The organism is Flavobacterium sp. NRK F10 (genome assembly GCF_024054235.1).
Taxonomy (GTDB): Bacteria; Bacteroidota; Bacteroidia; order Flavobacteriales; family Flavobacteriaceae; genus Flavobacterium; species Flavobacterium sediminis.
Map to the genome: position 1 here is coordinate 568,858 of NZ_JAMXLC010000001.1, position 21,459 is coordinate 590,316.

The following is a 21,459-nucleotide window of genomic DNA, read 5'->3' on the forward strand; positions in this document are numbered from 1 at the left end:
AGCCTTAACCCAATCTTCACAGACCAACATCGCTTGTAACGGAGGTTCAACAGGGGAAGCTACTGTTAATGCAGCTACCGGCGGTGCAGGAGGATATACCTATAACTGGACTCCGGGGAACCCAACTGGGGACGGAACAACTTCAGTAACTGGATTAACTGCAGGAACATGGACTTGTACCGTAACGGATGCCAACGGATGTACTACTTCCACTAACTTTACCATCATCGAACCAACTGCCTTAGCCTTGACACAGGCTTCACAAACCAACATCGCTTGTAACGGAGGTTCAACAGGGGAAGCTACTGTTAATACAGCTACTGGCGGCGCAGGGGGATATACCTATTCTTGGTCACCTTCCGGCGGAACTGGCACAACAGCTACAGGTCTTGTTGCAGGTACTTACACTTGTACCGTAACGGATGCCAATGGATGTACTGATTCTGTTAACTTTACCATCACCGAACCAACTGCCTTAGCCTTAACCCAATCTTCACAAACCAACATCGCTTGTAATGGAGGTTCAACAGGAGCAGCTACTGTTAATGCAGCTACCGGCGGTGCAGGAGGATATACCTATTCTTGGTCACCTTCTGGCGGAACTGGTACAACAGCTACAGGTCTTGTTGCCGGTACTTACACTTGTACAGTAACCGATACCAACGGATGTACTACTTCCACTAACTTTACTATTACTGAACCGACTGCCTTGGCCTTAACCCAATCTTCACAGACCGATGTTGCTTGTAACGGTGGTTCAACCGGAGCTGCTACTGTTAATGCAGCTACTGGTGGTGCAGGAGGATATACCTATAATTGGACTCCGGGGAACCCCACTGGGGACGGAACAACTTCCGTAACTGGATTAACTGCAGGAACATGGACTTGTACCGTAACAGATGCCAATGGATGTACTACTTCCACTAACTTTACTATTACTGAACCGACTGCTATTGATGATACAGTAACTGAAAATTTAGGTGTTTTAACTGCTAATCAATCAGGTGCTACCTATCAATGGTACAGTTGTCCGAATACGATCTTGACCGGAGAAACCAATCAAAGTTATACACCAACAGTTGACGGAGATTACAAAGTTGAAATTACTGTCGGATCGTGTACTGTTGAGTCTATTTGTACCACAGTTCTTAGCGCTGAAGATTTTGAAAGAAACGACAATTTTGTAATGTATCCTAACCCAGCCCAACACACACTCTATATAAAAACGAAAACAGATAAAGAGTTGGTTATTATCAATCAACTGGGGCAGACCGTTAAAAAATTCAAAGCATTATCTTCTATTGAGAACACTATCAATATAAGTAATTTATCAGAAGGTATTTATCTGATCATCGATATACATAATTCATCGAAAGGCCAAAAGCTAATTATAAACAACTAATTCATTCAAAAAAAGAGCGATTCAAAATTGAATCGCTCTTTTTATTTTATCTCTTTTCTTTCTTAATTTTTAAAACGGTACATCTGAATCATCATCTGAACTATTCATATTACTACCAAAAGCTTCATTAGGCGATGGTAAATTTGGCGTAATAAACGGATTACTGTCATCCAAGTTCATTTTAGAAGGCAATTCATCAAAAGGAGAACTAAAATCATCCAGATTGTCAAACTTACCTAAACTTCCGACAAATTTTAAACGAATATTATCTAAACCACCGTTACGGTGTTTTGCTACAATAAATTCAGCCTGTCCTTGAGTTGGTGAACGTTCTTCATCGTCCCATTCGTCTATTTTATAATATTCCGGACGGTAAATAAATGATACAATATCTGCATCCTGTTCAATAGCTCCTGATTCCCTCAAATCCGAAAGTAAGGGCCTTTTACTTGAACCACGAGTTTCTACAGCACGCGACAACTGTGATAAGGCTATAACCGGAACATTTAATTCTTTTGCCAAAGCTTTTAGATTACGCGAAATGGTCGAAATCTCCTGCTCCCTGTTTCCTCCACCTTTACCATTACCTCCGGCCGTCATTAATTGAAGGTAATCAATAACAATCATTTTGATTCCGTATTGAGACGCTAAACGACGTGCTTTTGCTCTTAAATCAAAAATTGACAATGACGGAGTATCATCGATATATAAAGGCGCTTTTTCTAAATCCTTTACTTTGATTGATAATTGTTCCCACTCGTGTTTTTCTAATTTTCCGGTTCTTAGTTTTTCAGATGACAATCCGGTTTCAGACGAAATTAATCGAGTAATCAACTGTACCGATGACATCTCTAAAGAGAAAAAAGCAACCGGCGCCTGATAATCGATCGCCATATTACGAGCCATTGACAATGTAAAAGCGGTTTTACCCATACCCGGACGTGCTGCCACAATAATCAAATCGGATGGCTGCCAACCTGAAGTTAATTTATCCAGATCATGAAAACCTGTCGGGATTCCACTTAGACCTTCTTTATTTGATATCTCTTCAATTCGTTTTTTAGCCTGAATAACCAAACTTTGAGCAGTTTCAGAACTCCGTTTAATATTTCCCTGAGTTACTTCATACAGTTTTGATTCGGCTTTGTCTAATAAATCAAAAACATCGGTAGTTTCATCATAAGACTCCTCGATAATTTCATTTGAAATTTTAATCAAACTTCGCTGAATATATTTTTGCAAAATAATTCTTGAGTGAAATTCAATATGCGCTGAGGATGAAATTTTTTGCGTTAGCTGGATCAGATAAAAATCACCTCCTGACAACTCTAATTTTCCGTTTTTCTTCAATTGAGCTGAAACGGTTAATAAGTCAATAGGCTGGGTATCGTTAAATAGCTCAACTATAGCTTCGAAAATATATTTATGGGCATCTTTGTAAAAGGCATCTGGTTGTAAAATATCAATAACTTCGTCTACTCCTTTTTTATCAATCATCATAGCACCCAACACAGCTTCCTCTAAATCAACAGCTTGGGGGGGCAATTTTCCTTTTTCTAAATTAATGACGGTAGTTTTATCTACCTTAATAGGGTTTATATTCTTGATATTTTCCATTATGCTAAGGTAACCAAAAATTAATAGCTTTATTTTCAAGTTATTAAACAACACACGTTAATAACCTGTTTATAAGTCACTTTATTTTGTTAATAAGATAAAAAAAATCCGAAACGTTAAGGCTTCGGATAATTTTCAAGCTTTTTATGGGATTATTCTTTAAATTCTCCCATATTACAGTATTTATCCATTCTTTTAGCCGTAAGTTCAGCTGTTGATAAATCTTTTAATTCTTTATATGATTTTGTAATGAACTTTTCAACGGTTTTAAAGGTAGTCTCTCTGTCATAGTGAGCTCCTCCAAGAGGTTCCGGAATAATATCGTCAATTAGTTTTTGTTTTTTCATATCCGGAGCAGTCAATTTCAACGCTTCTGCTGCTTGCTCTTTGAACTCCCAGCTTCTCCATAAAATAGACGAACATGATTCCGGTGAAATTACAGAATACCAAGTATTTTCCAACATAAATACCTTATCTCCGACTCCAATTCCTAATGCTCCTCCTGATGCTCCTTCACCTACAATTACACAGATGATCGGCACTTTAAGTCGGCACATTTCAAAGATATTTCTGGCAATTGCTTCTCCTTGTCCTCTTTCCTCTGCCTCTAATCCCGGATAGGCTCCCGGTGTATCGATAAATGTTACAACAGGTAATCCGAATTTTTCAGCCATTTTCATTAATCGTAAAGCCTTGCGGTATCCTTCCGGATTAGCCATACCAAAATTTCTGTATTGGCGTGTTTTAGTATTGAATCCTTTTTGCTGTCCGATTACCATAAAAGATTGATCTCCGATCTTTCCTAACCCGCCAACCATTGCTTTATCATCTTTTACACCTCTGTCTCCGAAAAGTTCTAAAAAACTATCTCCACAAAGTGCTTTGATGTAATCCATCGTATATGGACGACTCGGATGTCTTGATAATTGGACTCTTTGCCAAGCCGTTAAGTTTTTGTATATATTTTTTTTAGTTTCTTCCAGTTTTTTTTCAATCTGTTTACACGTATTTGAAACATCAACATCCGACTCTTGCCCTATCACCACACATTTATCCAACTGATCTTCAAGTTCTTTAATCGGTAGTTCAAAATCTAAATATTCCATAGGTTTCTAATTTGGTTAGTGTTTACCAATACAAAGATAAAATTTTCAATAATATTAATTCAAGTTATTTTTCAGTTTTTGCTTTTTCTGATAATTTTTAACGACTGCATTCAGGATCACTGTCGACAAAATAATCAATGCTCCAACATAAAAAGACGGATTCATTTTTTCTTTTTCCTGAAACACTATAACTGCTAAAATAATTCCGTAAATAGGCTCCAGATTGATTGTAAGCATCACTGTATATGGACTTAAATGTTTCATCACGGCTACAGAAGCTATAAAAGCATAGGCTGTACAAACAGATGCTAAAACAAATAGCCATCCCAAATCGGGAAGCGATAACCGGAAGAATGCTGTGGTAAAACCCGAAGTAAATAAAAGATAGATCGACAAAAAGAGAACACCTCCTGATAATTCATAAAATGAAATCGTTGCCGGATGGTATTCCTTCGCAAATTTCCCGTTTATCACAGAAAACAATGCTGATAAGAAAGCGGAAGTCAAAGCTAAAATTATCCCCAACACATAATCGCCTTCCACATTAAAAATGATATACAATCCCAGAATAACAATTAATCCGAACAGCACTTCGTACCAAACTATTTTTTTTCCGTATAATAACGGTTCTAAAAATGAGGTAAAAAAAGCTCCTGTAGACAAACAGGCCAGAGTAACCGAAACATTAGAAACTTTAATCGCTTTAAAAAAGGTCAGCCAATGAAGGGCAATGACCAAACCTGCCAACACCATAAAAAAAACGGCTCGCTTGGTTAGTGCCAAAGGGATCTTCTTCCAAAAGATAAAAAGTAATATAATAGCTGTAGCTATCGCCATGCGCCACCAAACTAACGGTAAGGCTTCCAGTGAGATCAAGGCTCCCAAAACCGCTGTAAATCCCCAGATAAAAACTATTAAATGAAGATGTAAATAACTTTTGAAATTATCGTTTTGCATTGCGCAACAAGTAAAAAGCTAAAATACCAAAAACCGTATTCGGAAACCAAACCGCTATTAACGGAGAAATACTCGACTTCTCAGCCATTGTTCCGAAAACTTTGTCAAAGAAAATAAACGTAAAAGCAATACATATTCCTATGGCTAAGTTCACTCCCATACCTCCTCTTCTTTTCATGGAAGAAACAGCAACTGCAATGATCGTCAGGATAAATGCCGATACCGGCAAACTGAATTTTTTATAAAACACGACCAGATAAGTATTGATATTGGCATTTCCTTTCTTTCTTTCCTTATTAATAAAATCATTCAATTGCCCTATGGTCATCGTTTCGGCAACATAAATAACCGGCGTCAGATCATCCGGTTCAAAATTGTATTCTTTAATTTCTTTCGACGACGATTCTAACACATCGTTAAACTCACCGATAGTTCTCTTGTTGTAATTATAGAGTGTGTATGATTTTGTTTCTTCATTATACCTGATACGATTTGCATCTACTCGCTCAACCAATTGTGTCCCGTTGAATTTTTCATGTACAAAATTGAATCCGGTTTTAGACAGGTAATTATAGTTACTTACATAAATATATTCGTCTTTGTTTATCTGTCTGAAAATATCTGATGTTTCTCTCGTTTTATTACTCCCTTTTAGGTTCTCATACCTGAAATCATTGAAACCCTTACTTGCCTTAGGAACCAGAAAAAAACCCATAATCAAAGCGAAAATAGAAACTATTGTTGCCCCGATAAAATATGGTTTTAAAAATCGTTGAAAAGAGATCCCTGAACTTAATATTGCTATGATCTCTGTATTATTAGCTAACTTAGATGTAAACCAGATCACCGATAAGAAAAGGAAAATAGGAAATAGTAAATTGGCAAAATAAATGGTGAAGTCAACATAATATACTAAGATATCCCCGATCGCAATATTCTTCTCGATCATTTTATTGACCTTCTCCGAAACATCAATAACGATCCCGATAGGAATAAACATTAATAACATGACAGTAAAAGTCATGAGATAACGGCGTAGTATATAAATGTCGATTATTTTCAGCATACTTATAATCTTTGTGCCAGTTGTATTACCATTTTATCTTTCCACTCACGGAACGTACCGGCTAAGATCTGACGTCTTGCTTCACGGACTAACCACAAGTAGAATCCTAAATTATGGATTGTTGCTATCTGTTTTCCTAAATATTCATTAGCCGCAAATAAATGACGAAGATATGCTTTAGAATATTCTAAATCTACAAAGGTATGCCCCATGCTATCGATCGGACTAAAGTCAGCTTCCCATTTTTTATTTTTAATATTGATGATTCCGTTTGCCGTGAATAACATTCCGTTTCTGGCATTACGCGTCGGCATAACACAATCAAACATATCAATACCCAATGCTATATTTTCTAAGATATTCACCGGAGTTCCTACTCCCATTAGATATCTTGGTTTATCTTCCGGTAAAATTGCAGTTACTACTTCAGTCATTGCATACATTTCCTCAGCAGGTTCTCCTACAGAAAGGCCTCCTATAGCATTACCTTCTGCCCCGACATTTGCTATGTATTCTGCCGATTGCTGACGTAGATCTTTATATGTACTTCCCTGAACAATAGGAAACAGGGTTTGTTCGTAATCGTATTTCGCAGGAACTTTTCCCAAATGATCTACACAACGGTCTAACCAACGGTGCGTCATGTGCATAGAACGTTTCGCATAACGGTAATCACAAGGGTATGGTGTACATTCGTCAAATGCCATAATAATATCAGCCCCAATCGTACGCTGAATTTCCATTACATTTTCTGGCGAAAAGAAATGATACGATCCATCTATATGCGATTTAAACTTGACTCCTTCTTCTTTGATCTTTCTGTTAGACGACAAAGAATAGACCTGATATCCACCGGAATCCGTCAAAATATTCCGATCCCAATTCATAAATTTATGTAAGCCTCCGGCTTTCTCTAAAATATCAGTCTGTGGCCGTAGGTATAAATGATAGGTATTTCCTAAAATAATATCAGGATTAATATCGTCTTTTAATTCTCTTTGGTGAACTCCTTTTACAGAAGCAACAGTTCCCACAGGCATAAAAATAGGAGTTTCAATCACTCCGTGATCTGTAGTAACAATACCTGCTCTTGCTTTACTTTTCTCGTCTTTCTTAATTAAATCAAACTTCATAAACAAAATTTACACGGCAAATATAAAGGAAATGAACCACTTGAAAGTACTTGTCTAAAAAATTTAAAATAGATTTAGGATTTATTTTGTGGATAATTAACGGATAACTTTAATAAGTTCCTGATAAAAGGTTTGTTGGAAGCAAAATTAAAAATTATTTTTGCAGAAATTTTAATCAAAATAAATGAAACCTAACACACAACAATTGCAAGATTTAACCATTCAGGTAAGACGTGATATATTACGAATGGTTCATGCCGTTAACTCAGGGCATCCGGGAGGATCACTAGGCTGTACTGAATTCTTAGTCGTATTATATCAATATTTAATGGAACGCAAAGAAGGTTTTGATATGGACGGGATCGGAGAAGATCTTTTCTTCTTGTCAAACGGACATATTTCTCCTGTATTCTACAGCGTTTTGGCCAGAAGTGGTTATTTCTCTGTTTCTGAACTGGCAACTTTTAGAAAAATAAATTCCCGCTTACAAGGGCACCCTACAACTCACGAAGGTTTACCTGGTATCAGAATGGCTTCCGGTTCGTTAGGACAAGGAATGAGTGTGTCAATCGGAGCTGCTTTAGCTAAAAAACTAAATGGTGACAATCATTTAATTTATAGCTTACACGGTGATGGCGAATTACAGGAAGGGCAAATTTGGGAAGCTGCCATGTATGCCTCTGCAAAAAAAGTAGATAATTATATTGCAACTGTTGATTACAACGGGAAACAAATAGACGGTACTACAGAAGATGTACTTTCTTTAGGAAACTTAAAAGCTAAATTCGAGGCTTTCGGGTGGGATGTTTTAGAAGTTAAAGAAGGAAATAACATTGAAGCTATCATTGCAGGCATGACCGAAGCGAAATCAAGAACCGGAAAAGGAAAACCTGTTTGTGTGTTATTATATACAGAAATGGGTAATGGTGTAGATTTCATGATGCACACCCATGCTTGGCACGGAAAAGCTCCGAACGATGAACAATTAGAAAAAGCTTTAGCTCAAAACCCTGAAACTTTAGGAGATTATTAATTCAACACAACGCAACAATGAAAAAATACGAAAATACAGGAAATAAAGATACTCGTTCAGGTTTTGGTGCCGGTTTAACCGAATTAGGACAAAAGAACGAAAATGTAGTAGCACTTTGTGCTGATTTAATCGGTTCTCTTAAAATGGATGATTTCAAGAAAAATCATCCGGAACGTTTCTTTCAGGTAGGAATTGCTGAAGCTAATATGATCGGTATTGCTGCAGGTTTAACAATTGGCGGAAAAATTCCTTTTACCGGAACATTTGCAAACTTTTCAACAGGACGTGTTTACGATCAAATCCGTCAATCAGTAGCTTATTCTGATAAAAATGTAAAGATCTGTGCTTCACACGCCGGATTAACATTAGGAGAAGACGGCGCTACACACCAAATTTTAGAAGACATCGGTTTGATGAAAATGTTACCGGGAATGGTTGTTCTCAACCCATGTGATTACAATCAAACTAAAGCAGCTACTATTGCTATTGCCGAACACCACGGTCCGGTTTATTTACGATTCGGACGTCCAAGTGTACCGAACTTCACTCCTGAAAACGGAGAGTTTGTAATTGGTAAAGCAGTAATGCTAAACGAAGGCACTGATGTAACCATTCTTGCGACAGGTCACTTAGTTTGGGAAGCTTTAGTTGCAGCAGAAAAATTAGAAGAAAAAGGCATTTCTGCCGAAGTAATTAACATCCATACTATTAAACCATTAGACGAAGAAGCAATTTTAAAATCCGTTGCTAAAACAGGTTGTGTAGTAACTGCTGAGGAGCACAATATTTTAGGAGGTTTAGGTGAAAGCGTATCTCGTACATTGATTCAAAACAATCCGGTTCCTCAGGAATTTGTAGCTGTAAACGACAGTTTCGGAGAAAGCGGAACTCCGGCTCAGCTAATGGAAAAATATGGATTAAATGCCGATTCAATTATTAAAGCAACCGAAAAAGCTATTGCCAGAAAAAAATAATTGTGATATATATACAATAAAAAAACCACGCTAAGCGTGGTTTTTTTATTTCAATTAACTTTCTTATTAATGACAACTGGAATCCAAATACTTAGGCGTTCCACTTGTACAAGTCGGAAACGGCAACAACAAATCACCACTTGCGTCTACATTGATCTCATCTTTTGTTAAAAAATCATCTCCATCATCATCATAATCCAAGAAATCAGGTAATAAATCCCCATCTGTATCATCATCAAAATAATCATTGTTTCCATTCAGATCTTCCATATATGAGGGAACTTTGTCTCCTTCATGATCACGCTCTTCTCTTGAATATAATTTTATCTGAAAAGCAATAGGTGCATATTGTGATATATTAGTAGCTACATTACTAAAATAAGCCAAACCGGAAGGAATGAATACAAGAACATTCCCATAATCATTATGAGTAATCGTTCCATCTCCGTTCTCAACTGCAGATGCTTCTGTTTTTATTACAGATAATATCTGTCTGAATCCGGATATAGAAACAGCATCTGAAGAATATATGGCCGGAAAAGTGAACCACATTCCGAAATCATTCTGATCAAATACTACATTTTTCAGATTCCAACCTTTATAGCCCACAAAAGTGGAATCTACACTGGTAGGAGTTACTCCTCCCCCTTCATTTAAAACCACATAATACAATTTATAATCAACATCATCATCAATTCTTCCATCTGTATACAAAGTTTCCCGTGTATCGTTCTTTACCGTAATGTATTGTAAAGGATAATTTGTTTGGTCCCAAATTGATGTTTCACCGTTCTCGATAGAGTCCACTGTTACATTCATATCAGAATCCACAGTCATGAAACAAGCCTGCAAATATTCTTCTATCTCTACGATATTTTCGTCATACACTTTTTGTCTGTTTCGGACCGTAGTTGAACTATCATCACTCTTATTACAAGATTGTAACAGCACTATTGCCAAAACTCCTAACCAATAAATTTTTGATTTCATGCAATTAAATTTTGTGCGCAAGATACAATTTTCCTTTATTTTTGTATGTTTATTAACATTGTTTTTTGATTTTTCATGAGGATAGATAAATATTTATGGGCTATACGCTATTACAAAACAAGAAACATGGCTAGTGAAGCCATTAAAAAGGGACATGTTACGGTAAACGGACAGGTAGCCAAACCTTCCCGGGAAATTTACCCAATGGACAAAGTCTCAGTCAGAAGAGACCAGATCAACTATTTGTTGACAATATTAGATATTCCGCAAAGCCGTGTTGGGGCTAAATTGGTTGATATTTACAGAAAAGACGAAACGCCGCAGGAAGCCTTTGCACACCTAGAAATGTTAAAACTCAGTAAAGAACATTACCGCGCCAAAGGTACGGGCAGACCTACCAAAAAGGACAGAAGAGATATAGAGAATTATTCAGACGAAACCGATTTTTCAGACCATGAACTTGAATAGCGACTATTGGGAAAACCGATATTTGAATAATGATATCGGTTGGGACACCGGAGGCATAACAACTCCTTTAAAAGAATATATTGACCAGATCGACAATAAGGAACTTAAGATTTTAATCCCCGGTGCAGGAAACGGACACGAATTCAATTACCTGATTCAAAATGGTTTCCGCAATACTTTTGTTGTTGACTTAGCACCTACACCTTTAAAACGAATCAGCGACTTGCATCCGGATTATTCTCATCAAATAATACAAGGGAATTTTTTTGATCACCAAGGACAATATGATTTAATACTGGAGCAAACATTTTTTTGCGCTTTAAATCCTGACTTGCGGAAAGATTATGTTTCAAAGATGCACAGTCTATTAAACCAGAACGGAAAAATAGCCGGATTGCTTTTTCAATTCCCACTAACGGAAGATGGTCCTCCTTTCGGTGGCTCTAAGGAAGAATATCTGGATTTATTCTGCAATCATTTCATGATCAAAACATTAGAGAACGCTAATAATTCCATAAAACCAAGAGCAGGAAGAGAACTGTTTATTATCTTTGAAAAAAATAACCGCACAACATGAAAAACATCATTTTAAATCATCAGGAGATTAAAAATAAGATAACCCGTATCAGCTATCAGATTTTGGAAACTTTTATTGATGAAGAAGAAATCATCATAGCCGGAATCAGTAAAAACGGTTTTATTCTGGCTCAAAAAATTGTTGCTGAAGTTCAAAAGATCTCCGATTTAAAAGTTGTACTTTGTGAAGTTTTCATTGACAAACCAGAACCACAAAAACCTATTGAAACGTCACTGAAAAAAGAAGAATACGCTAACAAAGGAATTGTTCTGGTAGATGATGTATTAAATTCAGGAACTACTTTAATATATGGTGTGAAACACTTTTTAGATGTACCGCTTAAAAAATTCAAAACGGCTGTTTTAGTAGACCGAAATCACAAAAAATTCCCTGTTAAAGCCGATTTTAAAGGGCTTTCTTTATCTACCTCCCTTCAAGAACACGTACAAGTAGTTTTTGAAGATGAAAACGATTATGCTTATTTAAGCTAATTTTTTTAAAATCTCCGCGACAACCTCATCTGTCGGTTGACTGGCATTAATAGTATGTTTTGCCTTATGGTAATAGAAATTGCGATCAAATAAATGCTTGCGTATGTAATCTTCCAGTTCTTCAACATTCAACTGAGCTACCAACGGGCGGTTTTCTTTTTCTTCCGTTAAACGTTTTACCAAATCCGCTATAGGCACTTTTAAATAAAAAGATGTTATTTCCGGAAGTTGCAATTTTTCATGATTATTAGCATAACAAGGTGTTCCGCCTCCCAGCGAAAGTATATAATGATCATTATTAGCCATGAAGTCATTGAAATACAGGCTCTCTACCTTTCTGAAATAAATTTCACCCTTTCTCTGGAAGATTTCTTTCACAGTCATTTTTTCTTTTTCTTCAATAATCTGATCCAAATCAAAAAAAGGTATTTCAGTTTTTTCTGATAAAATTTTACCGATCGTAGATTTCCCTGATCCCATGTAACCAATCAAGATAATTTCCATGTAAAAATAAAGTTCTAATAATTAATAACTTAAAAAATAATTTGTAAAAAAAAGCAAATTTATAACAAAAAAGCATTGAAAAATAAATTTAAGGTCTTATATTTGCACCCGCAATAAGGAAATGAATTGACTCCGTAGCTCAGCTGGTAGAGCATTACACTTTTAATGTAGGGGTCCTGGGTTCGAGCCCCAGCGGGGTCACAATTTTTTTTCACTTATTAGCGCATTGACTCCGTAGCTCAGCTGGTAGAGCATTACACTTTTAATGTAGGGGTCCTGGGTTCGAGCCCCAGCGGGGTCACTTAAAAGGGACAAGTCTAAAAAAAAAGACTTGTCCCTTTTTTTTGTTTTATACATTCTCTCTATCAGGAGAAGATCTCTTTATTACTTTGTTTTCTCTTTCTTTTCTTCTTTTTCTTTCTTTTTAAAATAGCCTCTGAACAGGAAATTATGCTTTAGCGCTTCCATATTTTCATTAAATCTCCCGGTACCTTCGTCTACATTTTTTACTATGTTTTCCAATTGTTTTACCAATGCAGTATCTTGTACTAAATAGTTAACCGTTCCTTTACGTTCATTTAAGAGAGCCACAAAATCATTCAGATCCTTTGTCATTTGACTTATTTCTTTACCGGATGCTTCAAGATCTGTAATAAGATGTCTCATTTTATTTCCGGAAACTGTATCTGTCAATAATACTCCGGCAACACTTTCTTCAAAAGAGATGCGTTCTACCATATTTTCTAATGCTAACACAGTCTTATCTGCGCGGCTGCTTGTGTGTTTTAAATTTCTGATCGCTACCTGAAGATCGTCTGCCATTAGGGTATCATTGAGCAGCCTACCGAATGTTCCTTTTCCTTGCGTTAGTGACCGAACTACTTTTAACAAGTCTGCCGTGAGCAGGGCGGCATTTTCATTAGTAACATTCAATGTATTCAACATCTCCTCTGTTCCTATTCTGGTGTAGGATATGATCTGATCACCGTTTTGTACATATTCTTGGGAATTTCTGCCTGGAATGATATTTACGATCATATTTCCGACCAATCCGTCGGAGCCAATTGTAGCAATGGCATCTTTTTTAATATGTTTCATCATTTTTTCATCTATAACCATGTGCACCCGGACTGTTGTATCGCTTTCCATTTCTATGTCTCCCACGGTTCCTATGTCTACACCTGAAAAACGGACATTATTTCCTTTTTGCAAGCCGTTCACATTGGTAAACACAGCATTAATAGTAAACGTTTTTCCTATTATCCCTTTGTAATTCCCTATAAAATAAATCGCTAACAGCAGAAACAAACTGCCTATGATAACAAAAATGCCTAATCGGATATTTTCTGAAGATGTCTTTGTCATAATCTGTTATTTAAAAAAAGCTTTGATCTTAGGATCTGAAGCTTCCGATAATTCTTTATACGTTCCTTCTGCATAGTTAATTCCGTCTACCAATAAGATCATTCGATCAGAAATAACTCTGGCGCAATCCACATCGTGTGTAATGATGATCGACGAAGTATCGTATTTTTTCTGAATAGTTCTCATCAGTTCAACTATTTCTTTGGAGGTTATAGGATCCAGTCCACTGGTCGGTTCATCATACAGAATAATTTTAGGCTTCATGATTAGGGTTCTTGCCAAAGCAACCCGTCGTTTCATTCCCCCCGAAAGCTCTACCGGCATTAAGTTCACTGTATGGGCAAGTCCGACATTTTCCAAAGCTTCCCTAACCAGATCATCTGTGTTTCCTCTGTTCTTCTGTTTTCTCTTGTGTCTTCTTAAAGGAAATTCAAGATTTTCCTGTACGGTCATAGAGTCATAAAGCGCACTTCCCTGAAAAAGGAATCCGATATCTGCCCGGAGATCATCCAGATCTTTATGCCCTAATTGTGTGATTTCTCTCCCCATAACTTCAATACTTCCGCTATCGGGTTGCATCAATCCCGCCAAGCACTTGATCATTACTGTTTTTCCGGAGCCGGATTTTCCCATAATCACTAGGTTTTCTCCTTTGTAAAGTAGCATATTAAAACCATTGAGTACCTTGTTCTCATCAAAACTTTTGTACAAGTCTTTAATCTGAATAACGATCTCATTAGTACTTTGAGTTCTCGTATAATTACCTCTTATACCTCTTTCTTCCTTCATAGCCCATAAAATATATCTGTTACCAAAACGGCTACAAAATCTAGCACAAAAATAAAAATTGAAGCCATTACTACAGCTGTATTAGCAGCTACGCCTACACCGGCAGTTCCTCCTTTACAGTTATAGCCTTTAAAGCACCCTATCAGTCCAATAGCAAACCCGAAGAAAAAGGTTTTTAACGTTGCCGGAATAAGGTCACTAAACTCCAACGATCTGAATACCTGACTAAAATACAGATAGAAAGAAACATTCCCCTTTATATTTTCTATCAGGAAAGAACCGTAGAGTGCCAGTACATCTCCTAAAATCACCAATAAAGGAATCATGAGCGTTGTAGCCATTATTCTGGTTACTACTAAAAATTTAAAAGGATTTGTTCCCGAAACTTCCATTGCATCGATTTGTTCGGTTACTTTCATAGACCCCAGTTCGGCTCCAATACCTGATGCTATCCGACCTGCACAGATAAGCGCTATAATTACAGGTCCTATCTCTCTGATAATAGATATTCCTACCATGGAAGGCATCCATGATACGGCACCAAACTCTTGTAAAGTGGGTCTTGTTTGTAACGTAAGTACAAGTCCGATAATGAAACCGGTAAGTCCGACTAAAGGAAAAGATCTGTTTCCCACCCGGTAACATTGGCGAAATAGTTCTTCAAACTCATAGGGCGACTTCCATGTTTCAATAAAGAACCTCCCGGCAAAACCGGTTAACTCGCCTGTAAGCTGAAGAAAATCCCCTGCTTTTCTGAATATGGTACTTGTTTTCGGCATATAATGTATAGCTGGGTTTCGTTCTTTAAAGATACGTTTTTTTCTTTACAATAAGAATGAAAAGTCTTTCAGGAACTCAATCTACTATCCCTGTTTTTCTTTTCAAAACTTGTCAATTCAAAAAAAGGCTATACATTTGCTGCTCGCAAAAGCAGGAATAAGCTTTCTTGTTTTATACAAAAGTTATCTATCTTATGATAGCTTTTTTTTGCTAAATACTTTTAGGCCACGTGGAGAAATTGGTAGACTCGCCATCTTGAGGGGGTGGTGTCGCAAGACGTGTCAGTTCGAATCTGATCGTGGTCACTGTTAAGATCCCCAAGACTTTATACAAAAAAGATTTGGGGATTTTTTTATAAGCAGTATAAAAAATTGCCAGCTTTAGGCGGAAAATAAGAGCCAGAGAATTTTGAATTAACAGATATCGAAGTTCATTTCGAATTAAGTCAACAAATTCATAAACAAATCCAAGATTTGCAGGACGGAACAAAAGTCAATATTATAACGGTTTAATAAAAAATGTTCTACAACATTGGTCAGCCAGCATTATGGCTTTTCACCCACTTCCAAATTTTATCCGAAAATTCAAAAGTTTGAATTATCTATTTTACTCAATCTTGACATAACACCAACCAAACTTTTACAGAACAGCTTACAACATACTTTTTTAGTCGTTCAAAAATAAAAAGTAAAAAATATTTGTATTTTTATTGTCGTATATATTATATTTGTGACAACAAAATTAAAATAATGAGAAAATTAGAATTTATATCTCTTCAAGTAAGAGATTTAGAAGTATCAAAAGACTTCTACACGGAAAAATTAGGTTTTGAACTTGCAGGAATACCTAATCCTGACGCATACGTTTTTAAATACAATAAAGGTGAAGCAAGTTTTGCCATTAGAAAACCTATCGGAAATATTGACGGTAAAGAATTAGGAATCGGTGTTTCACCTTGGTTCGCCATTGACGGCACAATTGAAGAGTTTCAAAAAGGTCTGACAGAAAAAGAAGTTCTAATTTTAGGAACAATAAACAATACTCCATTCGGAAAGACTTTAATGGTGAAAGATCCTGATGGTTACGTGCTTACTTTTCTACAACTGAACAACTAAAATGAAAGAAAGAGAAACAAAATATTGGATTTTCGTAGCATCCAAAGACCATGTAAGAACAGGTGTTTCGGAAGGAATTGCACAAGCCTGCCACGGAAAAGCCGCTCCGTTAAAAAGAATGCTAAAAGGCGATTTTGTAATCTATTATTCGAGCAAACAGACAATGGACAAAACAGACAAATGCCAAAAATTTACAGCTATCGGAAAAGTCAAAGATGAAGAGGTATATCCGTTTCAAATGACAGACGATTTTTGTCCATTCAGACGAAATATTGAGTTTTTCGAGCACCATGACATTTCCATTTTACCCCTGATAAATGATTTACAATTTATCCAGAACAAACAAAGTTGGGGTTATCCGTTTCGTTTTGGAGTTTTGGAGATCAACAAACATGATTTTGATTTAATTTCGTCTATAATGCTAAAAAAAGAATATGTCTGATAAAATTAATTTTCTATTTAAAAGTCCGGAAGAGAGTCCCGGATATTTGTTGGCCCAACTGATGTTACTTTGGCAGCGTAAACATAAAAAGGTTTTAGATCCATTAGATCTGACACAAACACAATTTGTCTTACTTTCTTCAATCGCCTGGTTAACAAACAAAAGTGATAATGTAACACAAGTGGAAATTGCCAATCTGAATAATTTTGACCGAATGATGGTATCTAAGGTTCTTCGAACTCTACAAACCAAAAAATTAATAATAAGACAAGAGCACGAAACCGACACCAGAGCAAAAATTGTCAGATTAACATCTCATGGCGAAAAAGTATTACAATTGGCACTGACAAAAATCGAAAATGCAGACATTGAATTTTTCTCAAGTATTGGAGACAAACTTTCTGACTTTAATTCGAATATGTATAAACTCATAGAAGCCAATAAAAACGAATAGAAACACTCTCTGTTGTCTATATTTCTAATTTTGTACTAGCAATTCGCTTTGTTTGTGCCTCCGAAAGCCCAGAGGTACTTGTATATTTGATCTCTAAAGCTTATAACATTAAGTATTCAATTATCTTATAGAAAATTTTAACTATGACTGACAAAACCATTTACAAGGATGCTCCAGACTATTGTCATTACTTTTTTGATTTAGTTAAAACGGACAACCTACTGGACGAGCTCTATAAGAGTTATCAAATAACAAACGAATTATTTCAGCGGATCACACCTGAAAAAGAGAATTTTTCTTACCAGCCTGACAAATGGACCACAAAAGAAGTTATACGACATATCATTGATTGTGAAAGAGTTTATACATACAGAGCATTTCGCTTTTCAAGATTTGACAATACTGAGCTTCCGGGATTTGACGAAAATAAATATATCGAAGCTGTGAAAGGAAAAACACTCCATTTATCTGACTTAAAAGAGGAGTATGAAAATATTAGAAAATCAACAATTGTATTGTTTAAGACAATGACAAACGAAATGTTAGATTTTAAAGGATCGGCAAACAAGGTTGATTTCACAGCGAGGACACTTGGTTTTATGACAGTAGGTCATAACTTACATCACTGTAATTTTATAAAGACAAAATATTTGAATAAAAATTAAAAGCGACTAACATGTACTCAGGTTCTGAGAACTTCCCTTTTGTTTAACCAGTTACTCTACTCATACCTTCTAAAATTAAAAGTTTACATTATATTTGTTTTAACTGACTACTCTTTATAAAACAGTTATAACATTAAGAAGAACCATTAAAAAATGACCACAAAAAAGATAATCTGCGTTTGGATCGGAACCTATAATTCAGAAAAAGAATTTTATCAGGAGTATTTAAAATTTGATTATGAAAACGAGGATGAGCCTACATCACAATTCGGAAAAGATGTTGAGCTGGAATATTATGACGAAGATTATATTGAAAGTTGGTGGTTTAAAAAATTAGAGATCAATAATATCATTCAGAATCAAGATGTTTTACCGGACTCTCAATACTTCTTTGAAGAACTGATTTCGGAATTAAAAAAGAAAGACCTGAATACCTTTACTTTTATTACATTTCTTTTCGGTGAAATCGGTACTTACGAAACAAATGAAATGCTGTTTGAATATTCCGGAATGAGATCCACTGAAAAGCCTGTTGAATTTATTTTCAAAAAAGAATATGAATTACTATAGAAACGCATACAAAAACAGAATATGAAACCAAAAGAACTAGTTGAAGAATGGGTAAAAGCATTTAATGAAGGTAATGCTGAAAAGATATCATCCTTCTATCATTCAGACGCTATTAACCATCAAGTGGCAAATGAACCTGTTATAGGAAAAGCAGCCATTCAGGAAATGTTTGAAAATGAATTTAGTCAGGCTGAAATGACTTGCATCGTTGAAAACATTTTTGAAGATAACGATTGGGGCATTTTAGAATGGAAAGATCCTTTGGGCTTAAGAGGTTGCGGCTTTTTTCATATCACAGAGGGAAAAATTAAATTTCAAAGAGGCTATTGGGACAAATTGTCTTTTTTAAGACAACACCAACTTCCTATACCTACAGAATAGGAATCATACAATAAAATTAATTTAATCCAATTGAAAATATGAATGAAATCAGAAACTCCTTTTTAGCAGGAATTGCTTTCGGACTTTTATTCGGATTCTTTCTTGCCATTCGTTTTGAGATGAAATATGCCTTGATCGCAGGACCGATATCCGGACTTGCTTTCGGATTAATCCTATATTTGTTCGCGAGTTCCAAGACCGTAAAAAAACAAACTCAAATTGAGAATATTGACGGAGAAACGGTTATTCGTTCCGGAGGCGCTAATCATTTTAAAAATGGTGAGGCAGTAGGCGGAAAACTTTATTTACTGAAAGATAAGCTCCAGTTTCAATCGCATAATTTCAATGTTCAGAATCACAGACTGAGTATAAATCTCAATCAGATCAAAGAAGTAAGTTTTTATAACGCTCTCGGACTTATTCCCAATGGACTAGAAATAAAAACAACGGACGGTCAAACCGAAAAATTTGTGGTTAATGGCAGACGAATCTGGAAAGAAGAAATTGAAAAATTGAAATCAGAAAATTAGAAAGAAAAAAACGAAAATACTTAGATAAAAACATGCTTATCAATAAATTAAAAAAATGAAATTTACCACTAAACTATTCATAATACTATCTCTTTTTACGGGATCAGTTTTTGTGTCCTGCAAAGAATCATCATCTAAAGAAAATCAGAAAGAGCCAACAACTGAAAACGACAATTTTGAAACACATTCTACAGATGGTATATTAGTATATGAAACAAAAAACCTCATCATCAAAAAATTATCCGATCACATCTATCAGCATATCTCATATCTGAATACAGAAAATTTCGGAAAAGTAGCCTGCAATGGTATGTTAGTCATAAATGAAAACAGAGGAATTGTTTTTGACACCCCAACAGATAATGAAAGTTCAAATGAGTTAATAAATTATGTTACTGATGAGCTTAAAACTAACATAATTGCACTTATTCCCACCCACTTTCACGAAGATTGTGTTGGGGGAATCACTGAATTTGAAAAACATGATATTCCGACTTATGCTACTAACCAAACAATTGCTTTATTAAAAGAAAATAAAATTAATTTTTCTAATCCGATAACTAATTTTGAAGATAGTTTCACATTAAACATCGGGAACAAAAAAGTTTATGTGGAATACTTTGGAGAAGGCCATACAAAAGATAACATCATCGGATATTTTCCGGATGACAATGCGATCTTTGGCGGATGCCTGATAAAGGAAGTCGGAGCTAGTAAAGGATATTTAGGGGATGCTAATACTAAAGAATGGTCAACTACTGTAAAAAAAATTAAACAGAAATATCCCAATGCTGAAATTGTGATTCCGGGTCATGGACAATGGGGTAAAACGGAACTATTTGATTATACCATAAAGCTATTTGAATAAAATGCAGCTTATAAAGCTGCTCAAATTATGAATTCAAAGTCCGGTTTAGAATCACAACAAAAAGAGCCTTGGATTTTACAACCCCAAGGCTCTTTTTTTCATAATAACTAACCTTATTTCTTATTTCAGAGCTTCTTTCAATGGCTTTAGTTGATCCAGATCCAGATCTGCTTTTCGAATGACCTCAACTAAGTTAACCACATCGGTCGGCTTCATGTTATCTCCTAACAATCTGGCTACTACAAAACCTTCTTCTTTTCCGGAAGCAAATAAAACAAACTCGTCAATTTTCTCATCGTTTCCTACCAAATACACAGAAAGTCCTTTGTCAGTATTCCCGAATTTCATTAACGGTTCATACGCTTCTTCTTTCAGAATACCCTTTACTTTATTTTTTTCTGCTTCAAATCGGGTTTTATGTAACGAATCGTTTTTATAAGCTAAAACGTTTAGTTTTTTAAAAGACGACAAAGCTTCTTTTTCCTCTGAAGTCAAGGTTAACTTCTCTGTATTAATAAAACTCGGCGCCAGATCTAATGCTATGAAATCCTGAGATTCAGAATTCTCAACAAAATATTTTTGAAGTGATTCTTTGTTTTCGCAAGAAACCAAGCTTAAAACAAATACTGCTACTATAACTACAATTCTCATCTTTTATTTTTTTGAAGCTTTTTTTAATTCATCTCCTCCGGGAAGGCTCATTTTTTCGGTTAAAGCTGATATCTCATTCAGATCAAAATTTCCGATAAGTGACAAAACTACTGTCTGATGTTCCTGTCCTGTTGTCTCATCAATGAACATCAACAGTTCTTTTACGATCTCTCCGTTTCCGGAAGATTTTATATAAATATTTACTTTTTTACCGCTGTCGTTAACACGCATCAATTCTTCTAACGGATTAGATTTCAGATAACTCATAACCGTTGCTTTCATATCAGCGGCTACTTTAACGTCATTAGTAGTGAATACTTTCAGATTTTCAAGCTTTTTAAGCAGGTTCAAATATTGTTGGGCATCTTTCTCTTTTGCATCGATAGACATTTTGCCCATCAATTCAAACATTTTCTTATTCACTATTACAGATGTCACTCCGTCCTTATCTTCAAACTTATCAAAAACGGATTGTGAAAAAATCACATTTGACACTAAAAACAGAACGAAACTAAATGCTAAATTTTTCAT

At 35.7% G+C, this 21,459-nt stretch carries 26 protein-coding genes and 3 tRNA genes; 17 read left to right on the forward strand and 12 right to left on the reverse strand.

Going from position 1 to position 21,459, the window contains the following annotated elements; translation table 11 throughout:
• Positions 1-1,402: T9SS type A sorting domain-containing protein (locus NHF50_RS02620; protein ID WP_252774966.1), on the forward strand; the 1,402-nt coding region annotated here is incomplete at its 5' end.
• A 69-nt stretch (positions 1,403-1,471) separates the two neighbouring features.
• Here the strand turns inward: NHF50_RS02620 and dnaB are convergent.
• From dnaB to tgt, 5 genes are all read right to left on the reverse strand, one after another.
• Complete coding sequence (dnaB, locus tag NHF50_RS02625; protein WP_252774967.1) at positions 1,472-3,019, reverse strand: replicative DNA helicase; 1,548 nt, start codon at positions 3,017-3,019, stop codon at positions 1,472-1,474.
• A gap of 152 nt (positions 3,020-3,171) precedes the next feature.
• Positions 3,172-4,125, reverse strand: coding sequence for an acetyl-CoA carboxylase carboxyltransferase subunit alpha (locus NHF50_RS02630; protein WP_252774968.1), 954 nt, complete (start codon positions 4,123-4,125; stop codon positions 3,172-3,174).
• 54 nt (positions 4,126-4,179) lie between these two features.
• Positions 4,180-5,082, reverse strand: a complete 903-nt coding sequence (locus NHF50_RS02635; RefSeq protein ID WP_109568214.1) for a DMT family transporter — start codon at positions 5,080-5,082, stop codon at positions 4,180-4,182.
• Entirely contained in the window at positions 5,069-6,148 is a 1,080-nt protein-coding gene (locus NHF50_RS02640; RefSeq protein ID WP_252774969.1) for an LptF/LptG family permease, read from the reverse strand. The genes NHF50_RS02635 and NHF50_RS02640 overlap by 14 nt, the downstream gene beginning before the upstream one ends.
• 2 nt (positions 6,149-6,150) lie before the next feature.
• A complete protein-coding gene (gene tgt, locus NHF50_RS02645) occupies positions 6,151-7,281 on the reverse strand; it encodes a tRNA guanosine(34) transglycosylase Tgt (RefSeq protein ID WP_252774970.1) in 1,131 nt (376 codons plus the stop codon).
• A gap of 184 nt (positions 7,282-7,465) precedes the next feature.
• On the opposite strand from tgt, the gene NHF50_RS02650 reads away from it, so the two are divergent.
• Complete coding sequence (locus NHF50_RS02650) at positions 7,466-8,314, forward strand: transketolase (RefSeq protein WP_109568217.1); 849 nt, start codon at positions 7,466-7,468, stop codon at positions 8,312-8,314.
• Between the two features lie 17 nt (positions 8,315-8,331).
• Positions 8,332-9,288, forward strand: coding sequence for a transketolase family protein (locus NHF50_RS02655; RefSeq protein ID WP_252774971.1), 957 nt, complete (start codon positions 8,332-8,334; stop codon positions 9,286-9,288).
• Between the two features lie 66 nt (positions 9,289-9,354).
• Here NHF50_RS02655 and NHF50_RS02660 read toward each other — a convergent pair whose 3' ends face one another.
• Positions 9,355-10,278: an FKBP-type peptidyl-prolyl cis-trans isomerase gene (locus NHF50_RS02660; protein WP_252774972.1), complete on the reverse strand. Its 924-nt coding sequence runs from the start codon at positions 10,276-10,278 to the stop codon at positions 9,355-9,357.
• A 75-nt stretch (positions 10,279-10,353) separates the two neighbouring features.
• On the opposite strand from NHF50_RS02660, the gene NHF50_RS02665 reads away from it, so the two are divergent.
• The 3 genes from NHF50_RS02665 to NHF50_RS02675 are packed head-to-tail and all read left to right on the forward strand — an operon-like array spanning position 10,354 to position 11,814.
• Positions 10,354-10,746, forward strand: coding sequence for an RNA-binding S4 domain-containing protein (locus tag NHF50_RS02665; protein ID WP_109568221.1), 393 nt, complete (start codon positions 10,354-10,356; stop codon positions 10,744-10,746).
• Positions 10,733-11,323, forward strand: a complete 591-nt coding sequence (locus NHF50_RS02670) for a methyltransferase domain-containing protein (RefSeq protein WP_109568222.1) — start codon at positions 10,733-10,735, stop codon at positions 11,321-11,323. The genes NHF50_RS02665 and NHF50_RS02670 overlap by 14 nt, the downstream gene beginning before the upstream one ends.
• Positions 11,320-11,814 carry a phosphoribosyltransferase family protein gene (locus tag NHF50_RS02675; protein WP_109568223.1) on the forward strand — a complete coding sequence of 165 codons (495 nt, stop codon included), beginning with the start codon at positions 11,320-11,322 and terminating at the stop codon, positions 11,812-11,814. The genes NHF50_RS02670 and NHF50_RS02675 overlap by 4 nt, the downstream gene beginning before the upstream one ends.
• Here the strand turns inward: NHF50_RS02675 and NHF50_RS02680 are convergent.
• Complete coding sequence (locus NHF50_RS02680; protein ID WP_252774973.1) at positions 11,806-12,318, reverse strand: shikimate kinase; 513 nt, start codon at positions 12,316-12,318, stop codon at positions 11,806-11,808. The two genes, NHF50_RS02675 and NHF50_RS02680, sit on opposite strands and share 9 nt — an antisense overlap.
• A 128-nt stretch (positions 12,319-12,446) precedes the next feature.
• Here NHF50_RS02680 and NHF50_RS02685 point away from each other — a divergent pair.
• Both NHF50_RS02685 and NHF50_RS02690 read left to right on the forward strand, forming a co-directional pair.
• Positions 12,447-12,519 (forward strand) — tRNA-Lys (locus tag NHF50_RS02685).
• Positions 12,520-12,546: 27 nt separating this feature from the next.
• Positions 12,547-12,619, forward strand: a tRNA-Lys gene (locus tag NHF50_RS02690).
• A gap of 83 nt (positions 12,620-12,702) precedes the next feature.
• Here NHF50_RS02690 and NHF50_RS02695 read toward each other — a convergent pair.
• The 3 genes from NHF50_RS02695 to NHF50_RS02705 are packed head-to-tail and all read right to left on the reverse strand — an operon-like array spanning position 12,703 to position 15,251.
• Positions 12,703-13,683 carry an MlaD family protein gene (locus tag NHF50_RS02695; protein WP_252774974.1) on the reverse strand — a complete coding sequence of 327 codons (981 nt, stop codon included), beginning with the start codon at positions 13,681-13,683 and terminating at the stop codon, positions 12,703-12,705.
• 6 nt (positions 13,684-13,689) lie between these two features.
• Positions 13,690-14,472, reverse strand: coding sequence for an ABC transporter ATP-binding protein (locus NHF50_RS02700; protein ID WP_252774975.1), 783 nt, complete (start codon positions 14,470-14,472; stop codon positions 13,690-13,692).
• Positions 14,469-15,251, reverse strand: coding sequence for an ABC transporter permease (locus NHF50_RS02705; RefSeq protein ID WP_109568227.1), 783 nt, complete (start codon positions 15,249-15,251; stop codon positions 14,469-14,471). Before NHF50_RS02705 ends, NHF50_RS02700 begins: the two co-directional genes overlap by 4 nt.
• 224 nt (positions 15,252-15,475) lie before the next feature.
• Between NHF50_RS02705 and NHF50_RS02710 the strand changes: the two genes are divergently transcribed.
• From NHF50_RS02710 to bla, 9 genes are all read left to right on the forward strand, one after another.
• Positions 15,476-15,557: transfer RNA gene (locus tag NHF50_RS02710), tRNA-Leu, on the forward strand.
• Between the two features lie 444 nt (positions 15,558-16,001).
• On the forward strand, positions 16,002-16,367 hold the full coding sequence (locus tag NHF50_RS02715) for a VOC family protein (protein WP_109568228.1): 366 nt from the start codon (positions 16,002-16,004) through the stop codon (positions 16,365-16,367).
• A gap of 1 nt (position 16,368) precedes the next feature.
• Positions 16,369-16,809: an EVE domain-containing protein gene (locus NHF50_RS02720; protein WP_109568229.1), complete on the forward strand. Its 441-nt coding sequence runs from the start codon at positions 16,369-16,371 to the stop codon at positions 16,807-16,809.
• Positions 16,802-17,263, forward strand: coding sequence for a MarR family winged helix-turn-helix transcriptional regulator (locus tag NHF50_RS02725; RefSeq protein WP_109568230.1), 462 nt, complete (start codon positions 16,802-16,804; stop codon positions 17,261-17,263). Before NHF50_RS02720 ends, NHF50_RS02725 begins: the two co-directional genes overlap by 8 nt.
• A 143-nt stretch (positions 17,264-17,406) precedes the next feature.
• Positions 17,407-17,928, forward strand: a complete 522-nt coding sequence (locus NHF50_RS02730; RefSeq protein WP_109568231.1) for a DinB family protein — start codon at positions 17,407-17,409, stop codon at positions 17,926-17,928.
• 153 nt (positions 17,929-18,081) lie between these two features.
• Entirely contained in the window at positions 18,082-18,498 is a 417-nt protein-coding gene (locus NHF50_RS02735; protein ID WP_252774976.1) for an immunity 22 family protein, read from the forward strand.
• Between the two features lie 21 nt (positions 18,499-18,519).
• A complete protein-coding gene (locus NHF50_RS02740) occupies positions 18,520-18,879 on the forward strand; it encodes a nuclear transport factor 2 family protein (RefSeq protein ID WP_252774977.1) in 360 nt (119 codons plus the stop codon).
• Positions 18,880-18,917: 38 nt separating this feature from the next.
• Positions 18,918-19,409: a GRAM domain-containing protein gene (locus NHF50_RS02745; RefSeq protein ID WP_252774978.1), complete on the forward strand. Its 492-nt coding sequence runs from the start codon at positions 18,918-18,920 to the stop codon at positions 19,407-19,409.
• Between the two features lie 55 nt (positions 19,410-19,464).
• The gene (gene bla, locus NHF50_RS02750) at positions 19,465-20,277 is read left to right on the forward strand and encodes a subclass B1 metallo-beta-lactamase (RefSeq protein WP_252774979.1); all 813 of its coding nucleotides are present in this window, start codon (positions 19,465-19,467) and stop codon (positions 20,275-20,277) included.
• A gap of 120 nt (positions 20,278-20,397) precedes the next feature.
• Here bla and NHF50_RS02755 read toward each other — a convergent pair whose 3' ends face one another.
• Both NHF50_RS02755 and NHF50_RS02760 read right to left on the reverse strand, forming a co-directional pair.
• Positions 20,398-20,928: a DUF4252 domain-containing protein gene (locus NHF50_RS02755; RefSeq protein WP_252774980.1), complete on the reverse strand. Its 531-nt coding sequence runs from the start codon at positions 20,926-20,928 to the stop codon at positions 20,398-20,400.
• Positions 20,929-20,931: 3 nt separating this feature from the next.
• Positions 20,932-21,459: a DUF4252 domain-containing protein gene (locus NHF50_RS02760; protein ID WP_252774981.1), complete on the reverse strand. Its 528-nt coding sequence runs from the start codon at positions 21,457-21,459 to the stop codon at positions 20,932-20,934.

Excerpts from the sequence above, each read along its gene's own strand:
- dnaB (WP_252774967.1), bottom strand. The coding sequence starts at position 3,019 with ATGGAAAATATCAAGAATATAAACCCTATTAAGGTAGATAAAACTACC.
- NHF50_RS02630 (WP_252774968.1), bottom strand. The coding sequence starts at position 4,125 with ATGGAATATTTAGATTTTGAACTACCGATTAAAGAACTTGAAGATCAG.
- NHF50_RS02635 (WP_109568214.1), bottom strand. The coding sequence starts at position 5,082 with ATGCAAAACGATAATTTCAAAAGTTATTTACATCTTCATTTAATAGTT.
- NHF50_RS02640 (WP_252774969.1), bottom strand. The coding sequence starts at position 6,148 with ATGCTGAAAATAATCGACATTTATATACTACGCCGTTATCTCATGACT.
- tgt (WP_252774970.1), bottom strand. The coding sequence starts at position 7,281 with ATGAAGTTTGATTTAATTAAGAAAGACGAGAAAAGTAAAGCAAGAGCA.
- NHF50_RS02650 (WP_109568217.1), top strand. The coding sequence starts at position 7,466 with ATGAAACCTAACACACAACAATTGCAAGATTTAACCATTCAGGTAAGA.
- NHF50_RS02655 (WP_252774971.1), top strand. The coding sequence starts at position 8,332 with ATGAAAAAATACGAAAATACAGGAAATAAAGATACTCGTTCAGGTTTT.
- NHF50_RS02660 (WP_252774972.1), bottom strand. The coding sequence starts at position 10,278 with ATGAAATCAAAAATTTATTGGTTAGGAGTTTTGGCAATAGTGCTGTTA.
- NHF50_RS02665 (WP_109568221.1), top strand. The coding sequence starts at position 10,354 with ATGAGGATAGATAAATATTTATGGGCTATACGCTATTACAAAACAAGA.
- NHF50_RS02670 (WP_109568222.1), top strand. The coding sequence starts at position 10,733 with ATGAACTTGAATAGCGACTATTGGGAAAACCGATATTTGAATAATGAT.
- NHF50_RS02675 (WP_109568223.1), top strand. The coding sequence starts at position 11,320 with ATGAAAAACATCATTTTAAATCATCAGGAGATTAAAAATAAGATAACC.
- NHF50_RS02680 (WP_252774973.1), bottom strand. The coding sequence starts at position 12,318 with ATGGAAATTATCTTGATTGGTTACATGGGATCAGGGAAATCTACGATC.
- NHF50_RS02695 (WP_252774974.1), bottom strand. The coding sequence starts at position 13,683 with ATGACAAAGACATCTTCAGAAAATATCCGATTAGGCATTTTTGTTATC.
- NHF50_RS02700 (WP_252774975.1), bottom strand. The coding sequence starts at position 14,472 with ATGAAGGAAGAAAGAGGTATAAGAGGTAATTATACGAGAACTCAAAGT.
- NHF50_RS02705 (WP_109568227.1), bottom strand. The coding sequence starts at position 15,251 with ATGCCGAAAACAAGTACCATATTCAGAAAAGCAGGGGATTTTCTTCAG.
- NHF50_RS02715 (WP_109568228.1), top strand. The coding sequence starts at position 16,002 with ATGAGAAAATTAGAATTTATATCTCTTCAAGTAAGAGATTTAGAAGTA.
- NHF50_RS02720 (WP_109568229.1), top strand. The coding sequence starts at position 16,369 with ATGAAAGAAAGAGAAACAAAATATTGGATTTTCGTAGCATCCAAAGAC.
- NHF50_RS02725 (WP_109568230.1), top strand. The coding sequence starts at position 16,802 with ATGTCTGATAAAATTAATTTTCTATTTAAAAGTCCGGAAGAGAGTCCC.
- NHF50_RS02730 (WP_109568231.1), top strand. The coding sequence starts at position 17,407 with ATGACTGACAAAACCATTTACAAGGATGCTCCAGACTATTGTCATTAC.
- NHF50_RS02735 (WP_252774976.1), top strand. The coding sequence starts at position 18,082 with ATGACCACAAAAAAGATAATCTGCGTTTGGATCGGAACCTATAATTCA.
- NHF50_RS02740 (WP_252774977.1), top strand. The coding sequence starts at position 18,520 with ATGAAACCAAAAGAACTAGTTGAAGAATGGGTAAAAGCATTTAATGAA.
- NHF50_RS02745 (WP_252774978.1), top strand. The coding sequence starts at position 18,918 with ATGAATGAAATCAGAAACTCCTTTTTAGCAGGAATTGCTTTCGGACTT.
- bla (WP_252774979.1), top strand. The coding sequence starts at position 19,465 with ATGAAATTTACCACTAAACTATTCATAATACTATCTCTTTTTACGGGA.
- NHF50_RS02755 (WP_252774980.1), bottom strand. The coding sequence starts at position 20,928 with ATGAGAATTGTAGTTATAGTAGCAGTATTTGTTTTAAGCTTGGTTTCT.
- NHF50_RS02760 (WP_252774981.1), bottom strand. The coding sequence starts at position 21,459 with ATGAAAAATTTAGCATTTAGTTTCGTTCTGTTTTTAGTGTCAAATGTG.